Below are 18,635 nucleotides of genomic sequence, written 5' to 3'. Positions count from 1 at the left end.
TTCCTTTGTTGTATCAATTTATTTTTAGGAATGTAGAATTTCTCCAAATTCTACATTCCTAAAACGTTCAAACAATTTTAATGTTTAGATTATTGAAATCGCTTTCAATTAATGTTATATTTTTCATGTTATTAAAAATTAATGCAATCGGTTGCTCTAATCAATGGAGGAAAAATTCATTAAGATGCATAATGTATTTTAGATGCAATAGTTCAAATTATTTCAAAACATTATATGTGTGTTTATGTTGTTCTATATTTCAATTGCTGTCAATTCATGCAAACGATTGCAAATAAAAAGGAGATAGAAGTATGAAGAGGAAAAAATGGACTGCGTTAGCACTATCTTTACCACTAGTTGTGAGTTTATCAACAAACATACAGGCAGAAACATTACATAATAATAAGGGTCAAAAGGCACAACCAGGAAATAAAGACGGAGTTTTTTATGAACTGTATGTTAATTCTTTTTATGATACTGATAGCAATGGACATGGTGATTTAAAAGGCGTCACAAAGAAACTTGATTATTTAAATGATGGAAATTCAAGAACAAATAATGATCTTCAAATAAACGGTATCTGGATGATGCCTATTAACACCTCTCCGAGTTATCACAAATATGATGTAACCGATTACTATAATATTGATCCTCAGTATGGAAATTTACAAGATTTCCGTGAACTAACAACAGAAGCGCATAAACGCAACGTAAAGATAGTAATGGATCTTGTTATCAATCATACAAGCAGTGAGCATCCTTGGTTTGTCGATGCATTAAAAAATAAAAACAGTAAATATCGAGATTACTATATTTGGGCTGATAAAAATACAGACTTAAATGAAAAAGGCCCATGGGGTCAACAAGTATGGCACAAAGCGTCGAACGGAGAGTACTTCTACGCAACGTTCTGGGAAGGGATGCCGGACTTAAACTATGACAATCCTAAAGTAAGAGAAGAAATGATTAAAATCGGGAAATTTTGGCTTAAACAAGGAGCTGATGGTTTTCGTCTAGATGCAGCCATGCACATCTTTAAAGGGCAAACACCTGAAGGAGCAAAGAAAAATGTTGAATGGTGGAATGAATTCCGCGACGCGATGAGAGAAACGAATCCAAATACGTATCTAGTTGGTGAAATATGGGATCAACCAGAAGTAGTTGCTCCGTATTATCAATCGTTAGATTCTACATTTAACTTCGACTTAGCATATAAAATCGTTAATTCCGTTAAAAATGGTACTGATCAAGGGGTAACCACGGCAGCTGTTGCAACGGATGAGTTATATAAAACATATAATCCAAATAAAATTGATGGAACGTTTTTAACGAATCATGACCAAAATCGGGTAATGAGTGAGTTAAATGGTGATGTGAACAAAGCAAAATCAGCAGCCTCTATTCTGTTGACACTCCCTGGTAATCCGTTCATTTATTATGGTGAAGAAATCGGCATGACAGGCCAAAAACCAGATGAGTTGATTCGTGAGCCATTCCGTTGGTATGAAGATGATAAAGAAGGTCAAACGAGCTGGGAGACTCCAGTATACAACATTGGTCATAATGGTGTTTCCGTTGAAGCACAAGATAAACAAAAAGCTTCTCTTCTAAGCCATTATCGTAAAATGATTCGTGTTCGTCAGCAACACGATGAACTTGTCAAAGGTAATTTAGAATCTATTTCTGTCAATAACTCACAGGTTGTTGCCTATAATCGTACGTATAAAAATAAATCAATTCAAGTGTATCATAATATTTCACACAAGCCGGTTACATTAACTGTTTCGGACAAAGGAAAACTGATTTTTTCTAGTGAATTAGGAGCAAAAAAGGAAAAATCAACATTAGTAATTCCAGCGAATACGACAGTGTTAGTAAAGTAAAAGAGTAAGAATATGAAGTACTATTTATGTTTTTTGGCATATACATCAACACCAAAGTTTAGGCTGAGTCTTTCTAAAAGAAAGTAAATCCCTATACGAGAAATACGCTATCCTTTTCGTAGAATTATTAAAAGGATGGCGTTTTTTAATGGTTCAAAATTATTATAATCAAACACCTTTTCATTTTAATTTTTCATCCTCTATCCGGCTTCTGCGCTTCTCTCTAAACCTTGAGCACAAATAGCGGGATAAACGTATTCTGAAGAAGTTTTTTTGGTTACACACCCCAGATTATTGGCAGTTTTTCTAATGTATGAATAGGAAAATGACATTTTCTTATACTAAGGTCGAAAACCAATTTTAGGAGGGTAACAAATGACTGAGCAAAATCGAACTCAATCTGCCATTGATGCAGGGCGTAATAACACAAAACGCGGAATTGAAGCAACAAGCGATGCAGTACAAAATGCAGTTGATGCTGTTGAAAATGCTGGAAAAGCAACAGTTGACCGTATTTCTGAAGCAGCTAAAGATGTCACAGCTCGTTAATACGAAATAATTTGTTTGGGTATTTGTTGGAGTCATGAATTAAAGAAAAACAAGAAGCAAGACCGTCAAAAGACGGTCTTGCTTTCATTCCATTATAATTCGCCCGATCTAAACTTAATTGATAGAACTGGAATGACATTTCATGTATGAAAATTCCCTTCACCTCTCGAATCTTGAAGCGGGAATTCACTTCCTAATTTTTGTAAATTATCCTACATTTTCTATTAAAAATAAGTATCATTAAGGAAAATTTCACTATCCTTTATATAAGAAAAAAGTACTCGCAGCGTGCGAGTACTTTTTTCATCTTCTTTTTCTTCGTTTACGGCGCAGCATTTTTTTACGCCTTGTATTCACACCGTCCGCGATAATATGTAATGCACTAGCAGCAATAACGCCCAGTACAAACATAATAATTGCCACTTTATGCGCCTTTGCGATCTCTATAAGTTTTCCCTCTAGCACTGTTTTATTTAAAACATATAAAAACGGTGAGAAAACGAGCAGCATATAAAGAAGACGAATCAAATCACCAATAATAATCGTGTGCGTAAGCGGTGACCGATGCGGCATTACAACTTGATATGGATACCAAAAGATGCGAAATAACCCCCATTTTCGGTAAGCAGAACTATGAATATCCAGATCCGGTGTTAAAAAGTACGTCCCAACGATAAATCCAATCGTAAACGTAAGAAGAAAATCAAAATTCGTTAACCCGTAAGAACCGAGCATAAATAATACAATGGGAAGAGAAACTAAGTTTATCTTCGTGTGTGTTTTTCCTGATGGCATATCTAATTCCTTCCGTTCAATCCTAACTCGTTCGACTGCCCATTAATAGAAAAACACCAATAGACGTCTCACTACATTAATCTAATTTTTGATCAATAAGTGACGTATCCACATCAGAACCAAACCATTCTCCCAGCTTTGTACGCGCTTGTTCTTTCACTTCTTCATCTACATACATAGCAGTTTGTACGAGCGCAGCTGTTAATGCACCTAAGTCATCTGTGTAACCGAGCCCAGCTATAAAATCCGGAATAGCATCAATCGGTGCAATAAAATACGCAAGAGCACCAATAATCGTAAGCTTCACTCGTTTTGGAACACCTGGTTTCTGCAATACATAAAACAGTAACAAACTAGCATAAATGACGGAATGTCCCGCCTTAATCGCTACATGTTTTACTTTATTCCAAAACGCTTCGACTGAAAATTTCTCCTTCATCATGAAATCTCCCCTCGTTATCCTTTTCCCCCACTATTCACGGGCAGTAAGACCCCCTGCTAATGGAAGTTTCACTTTATGTCTATTATGCCGAATTTATTTACAACATAAGCAAACTTCACATACATACAATATAATGTAGGTTCTGGCTTGGCAACGTTACTTATCATGCATTCTTATTATAACAAACAAGCGAAAAAGAACAAGTGTTTGGTGTCGATTTTTAAATTTTTCTCAATATAAAAAGTCCTCGTTTCTACGGACTCTTTCCCATACTTGTTATATTTTCTAGTTGACGAGCATATAAACCAATGTTAAAGTTTTCACTGTCAGCTATAATGGAAAAAAAGACAAAAAATGTAAGATGCGAGTGTGTTCCTAATAGCCAAATTTTGTTGTATAATACAAAATGGCTTTGTTCTTATGGAACAATACAAAATGACAGGAAAACAAAAGGGTATGCATAGTTCAAGTCATATATAGATGTATAAAGAAAAAACTCTATCCATGGCAAAGAAAACTATGTATTTTTTATTTTAGCAGGTTTCTCTCAAAAATCGACCAAGCCTGATAGAGAAAGGGTGAAATGGATGAAGGAATCTTTGAAATTACAATTTCAAAACGTGCGATTTACATTCTTTATTGCCATCACAGTGTGGCTAAAAACGTACATTATTACACGTACTAGCTTTGACTTAAAACTAGAATCTTTCATGCAAGAATTCATTTTATTTATTAGCCCATTAGCCTCATCATTATTTCTAGTGGGTCTTGCATTATTTGCAAAAGGGAAAAAACGAAACTATATTGCACTTGGCATTGACTTTCTCCTTACCATCATTCTTGTTGGTAACGTAATGTTCTACGGTTTCTATAACGACTTTGTAACATTACCTGTACTTGGACAAACGTCAAACTTCGGTAGTCTTGGCTCTAGTGTGAAGTCACTCCTTAACTACAAAATTGTTGTCGCTTTTGCCGATATTATCTTCTTCGCAGTCCTTTTAAAGAAAAAGAAAGACTATGCAAAAACAGAGCGTGTTTCACGTCCGATGCGATCACTATATTTCGTATCAACAATTGCCATTTTCTTTGCAAACTTAGGACTTGCAGAAGCGGAGCGTCCGGAATTATTAACACGCTCATTTGACCGCGTAATGCTTGTTAAAAACTTGGGTTTATACGTACACCAAGTGTACGACCTTGGCTTACAAGCAAAATCAAGTTCACAAAAAGCATTTGCAGATGGCAGTAAGCTGCAAGAAGCAGAGACCTATGTGAAAACAATGCAAGAAAAGCCAGATCCAGATATGTTCGGTGCAGCAAAAGGAAAAAACGTAATTGTTGTATCTCTTGAGTCCATGCAGCAATTCTTAATTGGTGCAAAAGTAAACGGACAAGAAGTAACACCATTCTTAAACCAGTTTGCGAAAGAAAGCTATTACTTTGAAAACTTCTATCACCAAACAGGTCAAGGTAAAACATCTGATGCAGAGTTTCTTGTAGATAACTCTTTATATCCATTAGATCGCGGTGCTGTATTCTTTACGCATGGTAATAATGAATTTGTTGCAACACCAGAAATCTTGCATGAGCAAGGCTATTACACAGCTGTATTCCATGCAAACAACGCAACGTTCTGGAACCGTAACATGGTGTACCCAGCACTTGGTTACGATCGTTACTTTAATGAATTAGACTACAAGGTTACCCCTGAAACAAAGCTAGGTTGGGGTTTAAAAGATATCGAGTACTTTGATCAATCAGTGGATATGTTAAAAAATATTGAGCAACCGTTCTATACACGTTTCCTTACGTTAACAAACCACTATCCATTTGACTATGATGAAGCAACGAAATTAATTGAGCCATATAACTCTGGTGACGATGTATTTGACAATTACGTAGTAACAGCTCGTTATTTAGATGAAGCGTTAAAACACTTTATTGAAGATTTAAAAGCAGAGGGACTTTACGATAACTCTGTTATTGTATTCTATGGTGACCACTACGGTATTTCTGACAACCATAACCGTGCAATGGCACAATTCTTAGGAAAAGAAGAAATTACAGAATTTGATCGTATGAACTTACAACGTACACCGTTCTTCATTCACGTTCCTGGTCAAAAAGAAGGAAAAACAATTTCAGCACCTGCTGGAGAAATTGATGTAAAACCAACAATCCTTCATTTACTAGGTGTTGATACAACGAACGACATTAACTTTGGTCATGATTTATTCGCACCAGAGCGCAAACCATTTGTCGTACAACGTGATGGAAGCTTCGTTACAGATCAATACATTTACACAAATAATACATTCTATAACCGCACGACAGGTGCAGTTGCAGACGTGCCAAAAGCTGAAGCACAAGCAATGATTGACCGCGCACAAAATGAGTTGCGCATGTCAGATCAAATCATTGAAGGTGACTTACTGCGTTTCTACGATGGTAACAAAGTAAAAACAGGTACAATCAAAACAACCATTAAAGAAAACAATAAAGAAAACAATAAAGAAAACAATAAAGAAAAAGACGCTGCGTAATCAGCGTCTTTTTTCTAGTTATAACATCAATATATCGATGATTCTACAATATACAACATGAATACACACCATGCAGAAACAGCTTTCAAGAAAAGCGCTGAGCAATCATTACACAACCTTAACCAAAATTTTACATAAAATTTATGAAACATCTTTATAATAAAACATGTAAGCTTTGTCCCTATGATACAAGCTACCCTCCTTATACAACGTTCTGTAATAGAACGTTGTTTTTTTGTTGCAAAGCAGGATTCTTTCTACCAGCCTTCGAATTTGTATGTGCAGACAATATTTGGAGAAGGAAGGAGAAAAACATGAAATATGAACGCTTTGTATTATGGAATGGAAAAATGATTGATACAACAAACGAACAACCTCATGTTGACTTAGAAGAGCGCGGTCTACAGTTTGGTGATGGCGTATATGAAGTCATTCGTGTTTATAAAGGGACCTTGCATTTGTTAGATCCACATATAACAAGATTATATCGCTCTATGGAAGAAATGGAGCTCACCCTTTCTCTCTCAAAAGCTGAGCTTATCGCATCCCTATACGAACTGCTGGAAAAAAATCAATTTCAAGAAGACGGCATCATTTATCTCCAAATTTCACGAGGCGTCAAGCCGCGTGTTCATGCCTTTTCCTTTGATGCAACTCCAACTATTTATGCATACATACGCAAAAAAGAACGCCCTGCTTTATGGATTGAATATGGAATTCGAGCCATAACAGAGCCTGATATCCGCTGGCTGCGCTGCGATATTAAGTCACTAAATTTACTACCCAATGTATTGGCTAGTACAAAAGCAGAGCGAAAAGGCTGCAAAGAGGCTCTTCTCATTCGTAACGGCATTGTCACTGAAGGAAGCCACTCTAACTTCTTTCTTGTGAAGAATGGAACGCTATATACACACCCTGCCAATCATCTCATTTTAAACGGTATTGTTCGGCAATATATTATATCGCTTGCTCATACATTACATATTCCCCTGGAAGAAGAATTGTTTAGTGTTCATGATGTATACAAAGCAGATGAATGTTTCTTTACAGGAACAACCTTTGAAGTGATGCCACTGACACACCTCGATGGGACTGCTATTCAAAACGGACAAGTCGGGCCTATCACAAAATTGTTACAAAAAACATTTATGCAAAGTTTTTCTACTTCCAACGCCCTTTGGCCTTAAAAGCGGACAATTACACCTCAAAAAATGAAAGTATATGGATGAAAATCCAAAAAAAGGTGCACTTTTGCACCTTTTTTTTTTGTTATCCCTTTTTAGGATATTCGGATTTCTTCATAAGTATTGACATCAATCGACAACCATCTTAGAATTTTTATAGTTGGTAAATTTTTCATTACCTTAAAATACAGGCAGAAAGGAATCGACAAACTATGAAAAAATATCTTGCCGGTCTTGCTGCGGTATCTGTTGCAGGTGCTGTAGCGCCGACAATGGATACGGTTCAGGCAGCTGAAACCGTACAACAACCTGCAGCAAAAACAGCTCAAACGGCTCAAGCAACATCACAAAACACAACAAAGTACACAGTAAACGCGGATGTATTACGCGTTCGTACGGGTCCCGGCACTTCTAATGCCATCATGTCTCGCGTATACGAAGGACAAACACTAAACGTAATTGGACAAGAAAATGGCTGGTATAAAATTAATCACCATGGAAAAGTCGGCTATGTTAGCGGTGAGTTTGTAAATGCGGGCACTACTAATACCGATTCTAAACCAAACGATAACACAACTGTTCGACCAGCAAGTGGAAACTATACAGTAAATGTATCCTCCCTTCGTGTTCGTACAGGTCCTAGCACATCACATACACAGTTAGGTTCTCTACATAAAGGACAAGTTGTACAAGTCGTTGGCGAAGTACAAGATTGGTTCAAAATTAACTACAGCGGACAAACAGCTTACATTAGTAAAGATTATGTAACAAAAGGCGGCTCTAATACAGATGCTGCACAGGATGACCAACAGCAAAATAATAACAACAATGTTACAGTTCAACCTGGCGGTACTTACGTTGTAAACGCAACATCTTTACGCGTTCGTACAGGCCCAGCTACATACAACAGTATCATTGGCGGCGTATTAAACGGACAAAAATTAAACGTTATTGGCGCTGAAAATGGCTGGTTCAAAGTGAAGCATAATGGACAAATTGGTTATGTTAGCAGCGAATTTGTGAAATTTGTAAAAGACGGCACTTCTACACCTACTCCGCCATCAACAAACGACCAAACTCCATCGCAAGGAAGCGGAGAATATTACGTTAATGCAAGCGCACTAAATGTACGCAGCGGCGCTGGCTCAAACTACGGTGTAATCGGAGCCTTACCACAAGGACAAAAAGTACAAGTACTTGCAGACGAATACGGCTGGAGCAAAATTAACTATAATGGCCGCACTGGATATGTAGGCACTCGCTACTTATCTAAAACACCTGTAAGCGGCGGACAAGAAAATAAGCCAGCTGAAACACCGAATAATGGAAACAATAACAACAATACAAGCAATAATAACAATACAAGCAATAACTCTGGTGATATGTCATCACTACTTTCATACGCAAGATCAATGGAAGGTGTTCCATACGTATGGGGCGGCACTTCTGCAAATGGCGTTGACTGCAGTGGTTTCATTTATCACGTATATAAGAAGTTTGGTTATTCAATCAGTCGTACAAGTGTAGCTGGATATTGGGGCAGCTTCCAACATACATCTAACCCACAGCCAGGCGACTTAATCTACTTCCAAAACACATATAAATCTGGTCCATCTCATATGGGTATTTACCTTGGCGGCGGTACATTTATTCAAGCCGGTGACAATGGTGTTAAAGTAGCTTCATTAAACAACTCATATTGGAACAGTCATTTCTTAGGATATTCTAAGCCTTATTAATTGATAGTTTTAGAGCCTTCTAGATTACTAGAAGGCTCTTTTCGTTTTATTATATATAAATACAAATTGAAAAAATGACATAAAGTGAAACTTCCTTCTGGGAGCGTTTTTTCCCAGAAGGTTAGTTGAACCAATCGGGCTTTTATGGGCAGTTATCCCTCTTATTGTTTTCCTATTCTGACTTTTCCGTAGACGTTTGACCTCTGATGTCTGGTGTGATAAGTTACATAAGATAATATTTTCAGAGAAACGTAGCAATTCTACTATTCGCAATGTTTCGTCAATTTAGAGAGGAGATTTTACAAGCATGAATGTTTTATGGGGAATTGGCGGCGTGCTTGGAATTTTGGCAATTGCAGTTTTATTGTCTTCCAACCGCAAGGCTATTAATTGGCGTACAATTTTAATTGCGCTAGCTATTCAGATCACTTTCTCCTTCATCGTATTAAGATGGGACGCTGGAAAATCTGTTTTAAAACATGCTGCTGGTGGTGTACAAAGTCTTATTAATTTCTCATACGAAGGAATTAAATTCGTTGTGGGCGATCTAGCAAACACTAAAGGTCCTTGGGGCTTCGTCTTTATTATTCAAGCATTACTTCCAATTGTATTTATTAGTGCACTCGTAGCTATATTATATTATTTTGGTATCATGCAATGGTTTATTTCAATTATTGGCGGCGGGTTAAGCAAACTTCTTGGCACTTCAAAAACAGAAAGCTTAAATGCTGTTACAACTGTTTTCTTAGGACAATCGGAAGCACCAATTTTAATTAAACCTTACTTAGATCGCGTAACAAATAGTGAATTCTTCGCTATTATGGTTAGCGGTATGACGTCTGTTGCCGGTTCTGTTCTTGTTGGTTATGCAGCAATGGGAATTCCGCTTGAGCATTTACTTGCAGCTGCTATTATGGCTGCACCTTCAAGCTTACTGATTGCAAAATTAATCATGCCGGAAACGGAAAAAGTAAATAACGATGTGCAACTTTCTACAGAGCGTACAGATGCAAACGTTATTGATGCAGCAGCACGCGGTGCATCTGAAGGGATGCAGCTTGTTATTAACGTTGCAGCCATGCTTATGGCATTTATTGCGTTAATCGCTGTATTAAATGGTCTACTAGGATGGATTGGTTCTTGGTTTGATATAAAACTAAGCCTTGATCTAATTTTTGGTTACATCCTGTCTCCACTCGCTGTACTAATCGGGGTTCCGCCGCATGAAGCAATTCAAGCAGCTGGTTACATCGGACAGAAACTTGCAGTGAATGAATTCGTTGCATACGGAAATTTAGCTCAGCATATGGGAGACCTTTCCGAAAAAACAAACATTATTTTAGCATTTGCAATTTGCGGCTTCGCAAACTTCTCATCTATTGCAATTCAATTAGGTGTGACAGGTACACTTGCTCCTTCACGCCGTCAACAAATTGCACAGTTAGGAATTAAAGCAGTAATTGCTGGGACATTAGCTAACTTCTTAAACGCTGCCGTAGCAGGCATGATGTTTTAATACATGAAAATCCCTTTTAAGTTTTTCACTTAAGAGGGGTTTTTTATATACAATTCCCTTTTATCCTTCGCTCATCGTATAACAAGCTTTTAATCATGATGAAAATCGCACTCTACACTTCAAACATACGGTGTGATTAGATCACTTGACTCATCTTCCTTCTAATTACACATATTACAAGTAACCTGTGATATTTACATTAGGGGGCGTTTACCATGAAAAGTACATCCTATGAAGTATTATTAGTATGGATTGTACAAATTCTTTTTTATTTCAGTACAGTACAGATGACCGAATACAAATATGCTCTTATCTTTACAATTATGTATGTGGCTGTTCATTTGTTATTCCTATTTATCCCCAATAAACGAGCTTTTGTACTCTTTATTATCGGAACCATTCTTTCTGTTTTCTATTTATTTTATGAAGCATGGTTATACTTATGGAACACATCAGAACAACTCAGCTATATCATATTTCATTTTCTCGCAGCTTCTAACTTCTTCCTTATTTACATTTCAACTTATTTACTCAAACAAGTTGTTCACGAAAATAAACGTTTAACAGAACAGCTTACAAAATTAGAACAATATATAGCTGGGACAAAGTTATTAACAAAACAAGAATTTGAAAATCGCGGCATATTACTTGAAGCTGCGATGAAGCGCCGCGATGAAACAGGAATTATTATCTACTTTGACTTTTCATCTTTCAGTAAATATACGCGCGGCAGCGTGATGAATCGCGTTGCCTTTCTTCTATTAAAAACAGTACGCAATAATTTTGACCTAGTGGGAAAATATAATGATGAAAAACTCGTCATTCTCTTGCAAAACACAAATGCAGCAGGAACAGAGATTGTCATGAACCGATTACAAGAAAAGATGAAAATATTGCTAACCGACGATGCGATTAAACAAATTCAACTGAAACAAGAACAAATTGGAAAACAGGAGTCAGCTTCACTATGATGGCGCTCATTCTTCTTATTTTATTTATGTTATTTTGTATACTTGTTTTTTGGATTAGCATCTTCTTTTCGATCAAATATGTTCTTATTTTTACAGCATTTTTATTTTCCGGCTTGCTTGCTTATTACTCTCTCTTAACAATTGCCGGGTTAATTCATCGCAATCGGAAACGAAAAGATCGCACGCTTTCTCATTATCCGAGCGTTGATATTTTAATTCCTGCCTATAACGAAGGTATCGTAATAAAAGACACGTTAGAAGCGATGGCAAACATTGAATATCCAGGTCAACTAACGGTTTACTTATTAAATGATAACTCGCACGATGAAACAGGAGAAATTGTCGATAGTTTTGAACAAGCTTATACACATATTCGGCATATTCGTGTTCCGCCTGAAGAACCGAAAGGAAAATCACGCGTTCTAAACTATGGATTAAGCATTTCAGATGGTAAATACTTCTGCGTGTACGATGCAGATAACCAGCCAGAGCCTCATGCGCTTCGCATGCTTGTGGAATATGCAGAAACAGTAGAAGATGCCGTTGGAGCAGTCGGTCATGTACGAACGGTGAACGAAACACACAACTGGCTTACCCGCATGATTTCACTTGAATTTCAAGTTTTTCAACTGCTTATGCAATCTGGGCGCTGGCTCTTATTCCAAACAGGTTCTTTAACGGGGACAAATATGCTTCTTCGCCGCTCTGTTTTAGAAGAGCTCGGCGGCTATGACCCTTATGCAATTGCAGAAGATGCCGAACTCACACTTCGAATTACTCATAAAGGTTATCTCTTACCGATTGTACCTGAGTCTATTACATGGGAACAAGAGCCAGAACATTTGAAAGTATTGATTAAACAGCGCACACGATGGTTACAAGGAAATTTATATATTTTAGAGAACATGCTCTCTTCCTTTGATTTCTTCAAAGGAAAACTTCTTGTTCACTCCTTACAGCAAGTATCGGTCTATGTTGTCTTTTGGCTGTTTCTCATCATTTCAAACGTTTGGTTCATCATCGGCTTACTCGGTATCTTTCATATTCAATACCCAATTCCACTTATGTTTATGTGGTATGTTGCATACGTGACATATACATCTCAACTATTCAGTGCACAAAGCGTCGAAAAAACATTCACACCGATAAACATATTTATAAGTGTCATTATGTATTTCACATATGCCCAGCTCTTCACATACTTGTTTATCCGAAGTCTCATCCTATATTTACGTGCAAAAAGCAAAAAACAGGTCATCGGCTGGGACAAAACAGTACGATTTAAAAAGGATAAATAAAGTGAAACTTCCATCAGTGGTTCCCCACTGATGGTTAGTAGAACCAATCGGACTCATGCCAGCAGTTGTCCCCCACCTATCTTCTTCACTTTTCTCTAAATCTTGAGGTGAGGGTCTTACTTAGCGTGCCCAGAATCGCAGGGGCATGCCTTGCGATACAATTCAAACGAGTTTCTACTATATATATAGAAAAAAATAAGCGCAGAGCTGCCGTATGCTCTGCGCTTATTTTAACCGTAAACTTATATATTGAACTAATACCCCTTAGTTGAAAGTTACTTTACGCCCATCCCCCAACGAACGTAACACTTCCTTATATATACGACAAAAGTGGATCCTACTTTTGCGAGACCAATTGCTTTTCTGGTTCTTTTGTAGGTTTTTCTATCTTTCGCTCTTCGTTTTCATGTACTGCTCGGTGCGTAGCACGCTTTAAACAAATATGCTTCCACTTTCGTTCGTAACGTTTCATTACTCTGGATGTCCTCCCCTTAGTTGCCATAAAACTTAAATTGAAATCGCTTACAGGAAATAATATAGCACATTTAGGAAGATGTGACAACACATTTTCGACATTTTTTTGTCAATATTACACAAAATAAAAAACATCCTAACTAGACGGTTTCTTTTTCCCCTCTTGTTGGAATAAATAATACGTATTTCATTCATTGTGATATGTTACAGAGATGAAAAATAACAAATTTGTTCTATGACAACCCCTTCTTTTTGTAACAATTGTATGATGATTTTTCGTAAAACAGGGCTATAATTTGTGAAAAATAACACAAACTACTTATACTTAAATAACTATTTTGGAAATAAATTAATAAAATACTCAACGGAAGTAATCCTTTCATAACACTATTGTAATACTACTGAAACACGATTAACCCCCTTAAAATATTTACTCCCCTCTCCTAAATCCTGCAACATGTAATGAAGTCCCTTAAAACTCAATAAAAAAGCGGTTTGTTTATGTATTTTTTTATATTACAAAGTATTAATGAAGTGTTACGAATGGTTTGTAATTGTGTGATTTCCCATTTTCGCTGAAAACCTGTTGCTATAATGAGGACACGAAAACAAAAGCATAGGAGGCTATTCATGAAAAAGTTACTTGGTATAGCAACAGCAGCAGTTTTTGGTCTTGGGATTTTCACTTCTTCTGCACAAGCAGAAACAGTTGTTAACGCAGACGTTCTAAACGTACGAGAAAACCCAAATATTGAATCAAAAGTTGTAGGTAAAGTATTAGATGGTTATAAATTAGATGTTAAAAATACAGAAAACGGTTGGCTAAAAGTAAACCTAAATGGTAAAGAAGGATTCGTAAGCTCCGAGTTTACGAAAAACATCTATTATGTAACAGCAAACGTATTAAATGTACGTGCTGATGCAAACACAAACTCAGAAATTCTGGGTACATTAAAGAAAGATGATGTCATTCAAACGACACATCAAGTTCAAAACGACTGGTTACAATTTGAATATAACGGAAAGACAGCTTATGTAAATGTTCCTTATTTAACAGGTACTGCACCTGTTGTGACAGCACAAGAACAAGCACCTGCTCCTGCAAAAGCACAACCAGCTCAAGCTCAAGCAACGCAGACTGCTACACAAACAAAGGCTGCACCAACAAAAGCTGCACCAGCTGGCGGCCGTGAACTAACAGTTGAAGCAACTGCTTACACAGCTGACCCAAGCGAAAATGGCGGCACACATGGCGGTCATGTATTAACTGCAATGGGGCATGACCTAACAGCAAATCCAAACATGAAAATGGTTGCTGTTGACCCGAAAGTGATTCCACTTGGATCAAAGATCTGGGTAGAAGGATACGGAGAAGCAATTGCTGGTGATACTGGCGGTGCAATTAAAGGAAACCGTATCGACGTCCTAGTCGGCTCTGATGCCGCTGCAAACCAATGGGGACGCAAACATGTAAAAGTGAAAATTTTAGACTAACTGCTATTGCTATAAAAAAAACAAAGCCAGCTCTCATCAGTTGAGAGCTGGCTTTTATTTTTCTTATAATGGAAGAAAAGGAGGCATCTATATGAATATAAACGCAAAAGTTGACTGGATTGGCACACCTACTCCGTATATATATAAAGACGATGTCACATACGATGCGACTGCAATTGATTTTTCATTAGAGCATGACGATAACCGTTATAGACTAATCGTATTACAACAAGATGAGGACGTGCAGTATAAAATTATACAATATGGCGTCAAACCGGGTGGACAAAAACCATTTCCGATTGATACCGGCCACCACTTCAAAAATAAAACCATTCCTTTAATCGAAATGATTTTGCAAGATCCTTACGTACAAAGTGTATTACAGCAAAAGACTACCTCCTCTTAAAAGAGATAGTCTTTTTTGCGTGAATTCTGTGTTTCTGGTGTGACTGTAATAATATGCTCGGTACTAAAGCTTTTAGACTTCACAGATTCACCACCATAACGAATGTGATATTCTACCATAATTTTCAAATATTTTTGAGATTAAACTTGTTTTTTTCTATTTTTATACTCATTGTGTTTATAATGTAGAAGAAGGAAATCTTTTGCGCGGAGGAACGTTATGCTTCAACATTCAATTACGAAAGATGAGATTATGGAAATCGCCAATGAATTTTTGAAAGGACTGGATCCACAGCAAGCATCTGACAAAGAACAAGTTTCAGATGCACTTCAGCTCTACCGTAGCGGCCTCGTGTATAACGTTGATTTTGATGGATACACATTATCGGGGACAGTTGAAAACGATGGAGGTATTTTTAGTGTAAACATCCCTATTCGAAACGTGTCGGAAAGTTATTGCGACTGCTTTTCACCGACGCAATGTAAACATATGCTCGCTGTATTGCTCTATGCAGCCGCAAGCTTTGGGAAAGTGGGAGACATTCTAACTTTATTTAAGAATAAAAGTAAACCTACTCTCCCGCCTATTCGCACAGCACGGCAAATGTTGCAAACAACATCTTTTAAAGATACAGATTACAAAAGCTGGCTTGCCTATTTTGAATCTGAGTACGATACATTCGCAAAAGAACACAAGCGCCTATCATACAAACAAATGTATTTTCTGATGAACATTTTCATGGATTTTTATATGAAAATTGAACGAAAAGCACCGCGCATTGTTGCTGTTCACGAACTGTTTAGACTGAGTGCAGCTCTCTTTTCTTTTCAAAAGCTGCTTGAGGAAATACAAATATTTGAAGAAGATGAACTCTATTCCTATCATAAGCCGATCAATATTGTACGGCTCTTTGTTGATAAAATAGAAAGCATTGTAAGGGATTTTAAAGCTGAGCCGCTCCCAGATGTACTTACGCCATTTTTGCAGCACACTGCCGAAGTGCTACATACAATCTTCTTCTCGTCCTCTTCCTATACACAAGAGCGATTTTTTATTTATCGCCACATATGGGGAGAGCTTTTCACAGAGCAAGCTTGGATCCAAGAAGAAGAACGGCGGATTGCAACAAAGGTTCATCCCTTATCAAAAGCACTTGCATCCGCTCACCTTCTCTTTCTACAGAAAAAGGATGCAGAAGCAATGGATGTACTAAGAGCACAGCCACCACAAGTTGTTGGACTTTACTTTGACTGGTTGGAAGATTTATTAAGTTCCATGCAGTGGGAGCGAGCAGAACAATGGCTATCATTCACTTACAAACGAGTGAAAGAAACGATAACTGCCGAGCACGATTCATACTTTGTGAAAGATGTTGTCCGTTTATTTATGATGATGTATGAAACATATGCCACGCATACGAACGAACAAGCTGGCTATGAAATGGTTCTTCAAGAATTATTGCCATATAGTTTTGTAAGCTACGAGCAATATGTGCTCGCTAAAAAGCAATATCACACATGGACAGAGCTTCATTTACTATATGGATTTGAAGCAATTGAATTGTTAAAAGAACCGTTAAAAGAAATTGAAAAAGAAGCGCCAGAAGCTGCTCTTCCGCTCTATCATTATGCCGCAATGCAAGCCATTGAAGAAAAGAATCGAAAATCATATCGCAGAGCTATTCGCTACTTAAAAAAATTGAGAACACTTTACAAAAGGCTCAAACGGACAGACGAATGGGATTACTTCATTATAATGATTGCCTCCTCTCACTCACGGCTGCGGGCATTGCAAGAAGAACTGCGGAAAGGAAAGTTGATCCATGACAACACAAATTGACATTACCATTCGGCTCGAACGAATGAAAGAAAACTGGTTTCTTTGGGCAGAGGATGAAACAGGAAGCAGCTTGCCTCTAAGCAGTTGGAAACAACATGCGTTCACATGGCACTCCACTTCTTTCTACGGAACATTTTTGCAAGAAGGAACATATGAACAGCGAAGCGGTATCATTTTGAGCGCTGCCCAAGCATTTGAATATATCGCCAAAAAGCCGGTGAATTCATTTACAAAGCTGCAAACAAGCGCAAACATTACTGAACTCAAGCCAGTCGCTCAGCAGGCTTGGGAGGCTTACACAACAGGAAACTTTCTTCCAGACATCAAACACTGGGGCCAGTATCCATCATGGAAAACCGCTCATGAAGAAGAAATGGATGAAACGGTGCAAAAGCTGTTTTCAGAAGCGATTAATGAAACACTCCGGCATCATACTCGCTCTGACGATGCATGGGAGGATGCAAAGCGTTTATATGAGCATTATGACTTTACGAAACGACAACTTGAAACGGCTATTCATGAAAACGATTGGCTACGTAAAATTGGCTATATCGAGGATGATCTACCATTTGCAATTGGGCTTCGATTACAAGAACCAGAGAATGATTTTGAAGCATGGAAGCTTGAAACCATACTAACACCAAAACGCGGCAATCAGCGAATATCCGTATATACAGGCACCGATTCGCTGTCAAAAAGGTGGATAAACCATGAAGAACGTATTATCGAAACGCAAGAAGGTTTCGGCAAACTCGTACCTTGGTTAATGGAAGAGGATGTATTTCGGAGCGAATTATACGAAACGGAAGCATGGCGCTTTTTAACAGAAGCCAGCAATGAATTGCTAGCAGCCGGTATTGATATTTTACTGCCATCATGGTGGCAAAATTTAAAAGCAAATAAACCAAAGCTGCGCGTCCAAGTGAAACATAATGCGAAAGCAGGACAGGCATTCTTTGGAATGAATACGCTCGTAGATTTTGACTGGCGCATTTCTACAAACGGCATCGATTTATCAGAGGCCGAGTTTCTTGCGCTCATTGAACAAAACAGACGTCTTATTCACATAAATGGACAATGGATGAGACTTGATCCAGCATTTATCGAAGAAGTGAAGAAGCTGATGAAGAAAGCAGACAAGTACGGCCTTGAAATGAAAGATGTCGTGCAGCAGCGGTTACTTCGAAGTGCAGAAACAGAAGTAGTCGAAGAAGAAAATCCTTTTGCAGATATGGAATTTGAATTCGATGATTATTACGATAAACTGTTTGAAAGATTGCTGCACATTGGAGAAATTCCATCTGCCAAGGTGCCGGCTTCCTTACAAGCAACATTAAGACCATACCAGCAGCAAGGTGTCGAGTGGCTCCTCTACTTACGAGAGCTAGGATTTGGCGCGTTGCTAGCCGATGATATGGGACTCGGAAGTGCGAAACGTTCGTATATAAGTGTTGCCTAAACACGAAATTACGGGAATAAGGTTTCACCTTATTCTAACT

The 18,635-nt window shown here is 37.7% G+C and carries 14 protein-coding genes and 1 pseudogene; 12 read left to right on the top strand and 3 right to left on the bottom strand.

Going from position 1 to position 18,635, the window contains the following annotated elements; all coding sequences use genetic code 11:
* The first annotated feature begins 311 nt into the window (after window positions 1–311).
* Together CN326_RS21275 and CN326_RS24765 are read left to right on the top strand one after the other, a co-directional pair.
* Entirely contained in the window at window positions 312–1,883 is a 1,572-nt protein-coding gene (locus CN326_RS21275; RefSeq protein ID WP_098310970.1) for an alpha-amylase family glycosyl hydrolase, read from the top strand.
* Between the two features lie 375 nt (window positions 1,884–2,258).
* Window positions 2,259–2,432, top strand: coding sequence for a hypothetical protein (locus CN326_RS24765; protein ID WP_176524730.1), 174 nt, complete (start codon window positions 2,259–2,261; stop codon window positions 2,430–2,432).
* Window positions 2,433–2,735: 303 nt separating this feature from the next.
* On the opposite strand, the gene CN326_RS21270 is transcribed toward CN326_RS24765, so the two are convergent.
* Together CN326_RS21270 and CN326_RS21265 are read right to left on the bottom strand one after the other, a co-directional pair.
* Window positions 2,736–3,227: a metal-binding protein gene (locus CN326_RS21270; RefSeq protein WP_098310969.1), complete on the bottom strand. Its 492-nt coding sequence runs from the start codon at window positions 3,225–3,227 to the stop codon at window positions 2,736–2,738.
* 76 nt (window positions 3,228–3,303) lie between these two features.
* Window positions 3,304–3,666, bottom strand: coding sequence for a YkvA family protein (locus CN326_RS21265; RefSeq protein WP_098310989.1), 363 nt, complete (start codon window positions 3,664–3,666; stop codon window positions 3,304–3,306).
* A 590-nt stretch (window positions 3,667–4,256) separates the two neighbouring features.
* Here CN326_RS21265 and CN326_RS21260 point away from each other — a divergent pair.
* From CN326_RS21260 to CN326_RS21235, 6 genes are all read left to right on the top strand, one after another.
* The gene (locus CN326_RS21260) at window positions 4,257–6,215 is read left to right on the top strand and encodes an LTA synthase family protein (RefSeq protein ID WP_098310968.1); all 1,959 of its coding nucleotides are present in this window, start codon (window positions 4,257–4,259) and stop codon (window positions 6,213–6,215) included.
* Between the two features lie 314 nt (window positions 6,216–6,529).
* Window positions 6,530–7,402: a D-amino-acid transaminase gene (locus CN326_RS21255; protein WP_098310967.1), complete on the top strand. Its 873-nt coding sequence runs from the start codon at window positions 6,530–6,532 to the stop codon at window positions 7,400–7,402.
* Window positions 7,403–7,611: 209 nt separating this feature from the next.
* Window positions 7,612–9,138: a C40 family peptidase gene (locus CN326_RS21250; RefSeq protein WP_098310966.1), complete on the top strand. Its 1,527-nt coding sequence runs from the start codon at window positions 7,612–7,614 to the stop codon at window positions 9,136–9,138.
* Between the two features lie 307 nt (window positions 9,139–9,445).
* The gene (locus tag CN326_RS21245) at window positions 9,446–10,654 is read left to right on the top strand and encodes a NupC/NupG family nucleoside CNT transporter (protein ID WP_098310965.1); all 1,209 of its coding nucleotides are present in this window, start codon (window positions 9,446–9,448) and stop codon (window positions 10,652–10,654) included.
* A 215-nt stretch (window positions 10,655–10,869) separates the two neighbouring features.
* Complete coding sequence (locus CN326_RS21240) at window positions 10,870–11,625, top strand: GGDEF domain-containing protein (protein ID WP_098310964.1); 756 nt, start codon at window positions 10,870–10,872, stop codon at window positions 11,623–11,625.
* The gene (locus CN326_RS21235) at window positions 11,622–12,923 is read left to right on the top strand and encodes a glycosyltransferase family 2 protein (protein ID WP_098310963.1); all 1,302 of its coding nucleotides are present in this window, start codon (window positions 11,622–11,624) and stop codon (window positions 12,921–12,923) included. The genes CN326_RS21240 and CN326_RS21235 overlap by 4 nt, the downstream gene beginning before the upstream one ends.
* Before the next feature lie 337 nt (window positions 12,924–13,260).
* Here CN326_RS21235 and CN326_RS25255 read toward each other — a convergent pair whose 3' ends face one another.
* Window positions 13,261–13,395 carry a hypothetical protein gene (locus CN326_RS25255; RefSeq protein WP_098310962.1) on the bottom strand — a complete coding sequence of 45 codons (135 nt, stop codon included), beginning with the start codon at window positions 13,393–13,395 and terminating at the stop codon, window positions 13,261–13,263.
* Between the two features lie 632 nt (window positions 13,396–14,027).
* Between CN326_RS25255 and CN326_RS21225 the strand changes: the two genes are divergently transcribed.
* From CN326_RS21225 to CN326_RS21210, 4 genes and pseudogenes are all read left to right on the top strand, one after another.
* Complete coding sequence (locus tag CN326_RS21225; RefSeq protein WP_098310961.1) at window positions 14,028–14,891, top strand: 3D domain-containing protein; 864 nt, start codon at window positions 14,028–14,030, stop codon at window positions 14,889–14,891.
* A 91-nt stretch (window positions 14,892–14,982) separates the two neighbouring features.
* Window positions 14,983–15,297: a DUF3910 family protein gene (locus CN326_RS21220; RefSeq protein ID WP_098310960.1), complete on the top strand. Its 315-nt coding sequence runs from the start codon at window positions 14,983–14,985 to the stop codon at window positions 15,295–15,297.
* A gap of 219 nt (window positions 15,298–15,516) precedes the next feature.
* Entirely contained in the window at window positions 15,517–17,136 is a 1,620-nt protein-coding gene (locus CN326_RS21215) for an SWIM zinc finger family protein (protein WP_098310959.1), read from the top strand.
* Window positions 17,120–18,568, top strand: a pseudogene (locus CN326_RS21210) (SNF2 helicase-associated domain-containing protein); the annotation flags it as partial. The gene CN326_RS21215 and the pseudogene CN326_RS21210, both read left to right, overlap by 17 nt.
* Between the last annotated feature and the right edge of the window lie 67 nt (window positions 18,569–18,635).

The organism is Bacillus sp. AFS018417, assembly GCF_002560985.1.
Lineage (GTDB): Bacteria > Bacillota > Bacilli > Bacillales > Bacillaceae_G > Bacillus_A > Bacillus_A rhizoplanae.
Note: the sequence above shows the minus strand (reverse complement) of the source record. Positions and strands in the feature narration are given on the sequence as shown.

Bases quoted from the DNA above. Each gene is read 5' to 3' on its own strand.
- CN326_RS21240 (WP_098310964.1), top strand. From the start codon at position 10,870: ATGAAAAGTACATCCTATGAAGTATTATTAGTATGGATTGTACAAATT.
- CN326_RS21265 (WP_098310989.1), bottom strand. From the start codon at position 3,666: ATGAAGGAGAAATTTTCAGTCGAAGCGTTTTGGAATAAAGTAAAACAT.
- CN326_RS21235 (WP_098310963.1), top strand. From the start codon at position 11,622: ATGATGGCGCTCATTCTTCTTATTTTATTTATGTTATTTTGTATACTT.
- CN326_RS21255 (WP_098310967.1), top strand. From the start codon at position 6,530: ATGAAATATGAACGCTTTGTATTATGGAATGGAAAAATGATTGATACA.
- CN326_RS21245 (WP_098310965.1), top strand. From the start codon at position 9,446: ATGAATGTTTTATGGGGAATTGGCGGCGTGCTTGGAATTTTGGCAATT.
- CN326_RS25255 (WP_098310962.1), bottom strand. From the start codon at position 13,395: ATGAAACGTTACGAACGAAAGTGGAAGCATATTTGTTTAAAGCGTGCT.
- CN326_RS21215 (WP_098310959.1), top strand. From the start codon at position 15,517: ATGCTTCAACATTCAATTACGAAAGATGAGATTATGGAAATCGCCAAT.
- CN326_RS21250 (WP_098310966.1), top strand. From the start codon at position 7,612: ATGAAAAAATATCTTGCCGGTCTTGCTGCGGTATCTGTTGCAGGTGCT.
- CN326_RS21260 (WP_098310968.1), top strand. From the start codon at position 4,257: ATGAAGGAATCTTTGAAATTACAATTTCAAAACGTGCGATTTACATTC.
- CN326_RS24765 (WP_176524730.1), top strand. From the start codon at position 2,259: ATGACTGAGCAAAATCGAACTCAATCTGCCATTGATGCAGGGCGTAAT.
- CN326_RS21220 (WP_098310960.1), top strand. From the start codon at position 14,983: ATGAATATAAACGCAAAAGTTGACTGGATTGGCACACCTACTCCGTAT.
- CN326_RS21270 (WP_098310969.1), bottom strand. From the start codon at position 3,227: ATGCCATCAGGAAAAACACACACGAAGATAAACTTAGTTTCTCTTCCC.
- CN326_RS21275 (WP_098310970.1), top strand. From the start codon at position 312: ATGAAGAGGAAAAAATGGACTGCGTTAGCACTATCTTTACCACTAGTT.
- CN326_RS21225 (WP_098310961.1), top strand. From the start codon at position 14,028: ATGAAAAAGTTACTTGGTATAGCAACAGCAGCAGTTTTTGGTCTTGGG.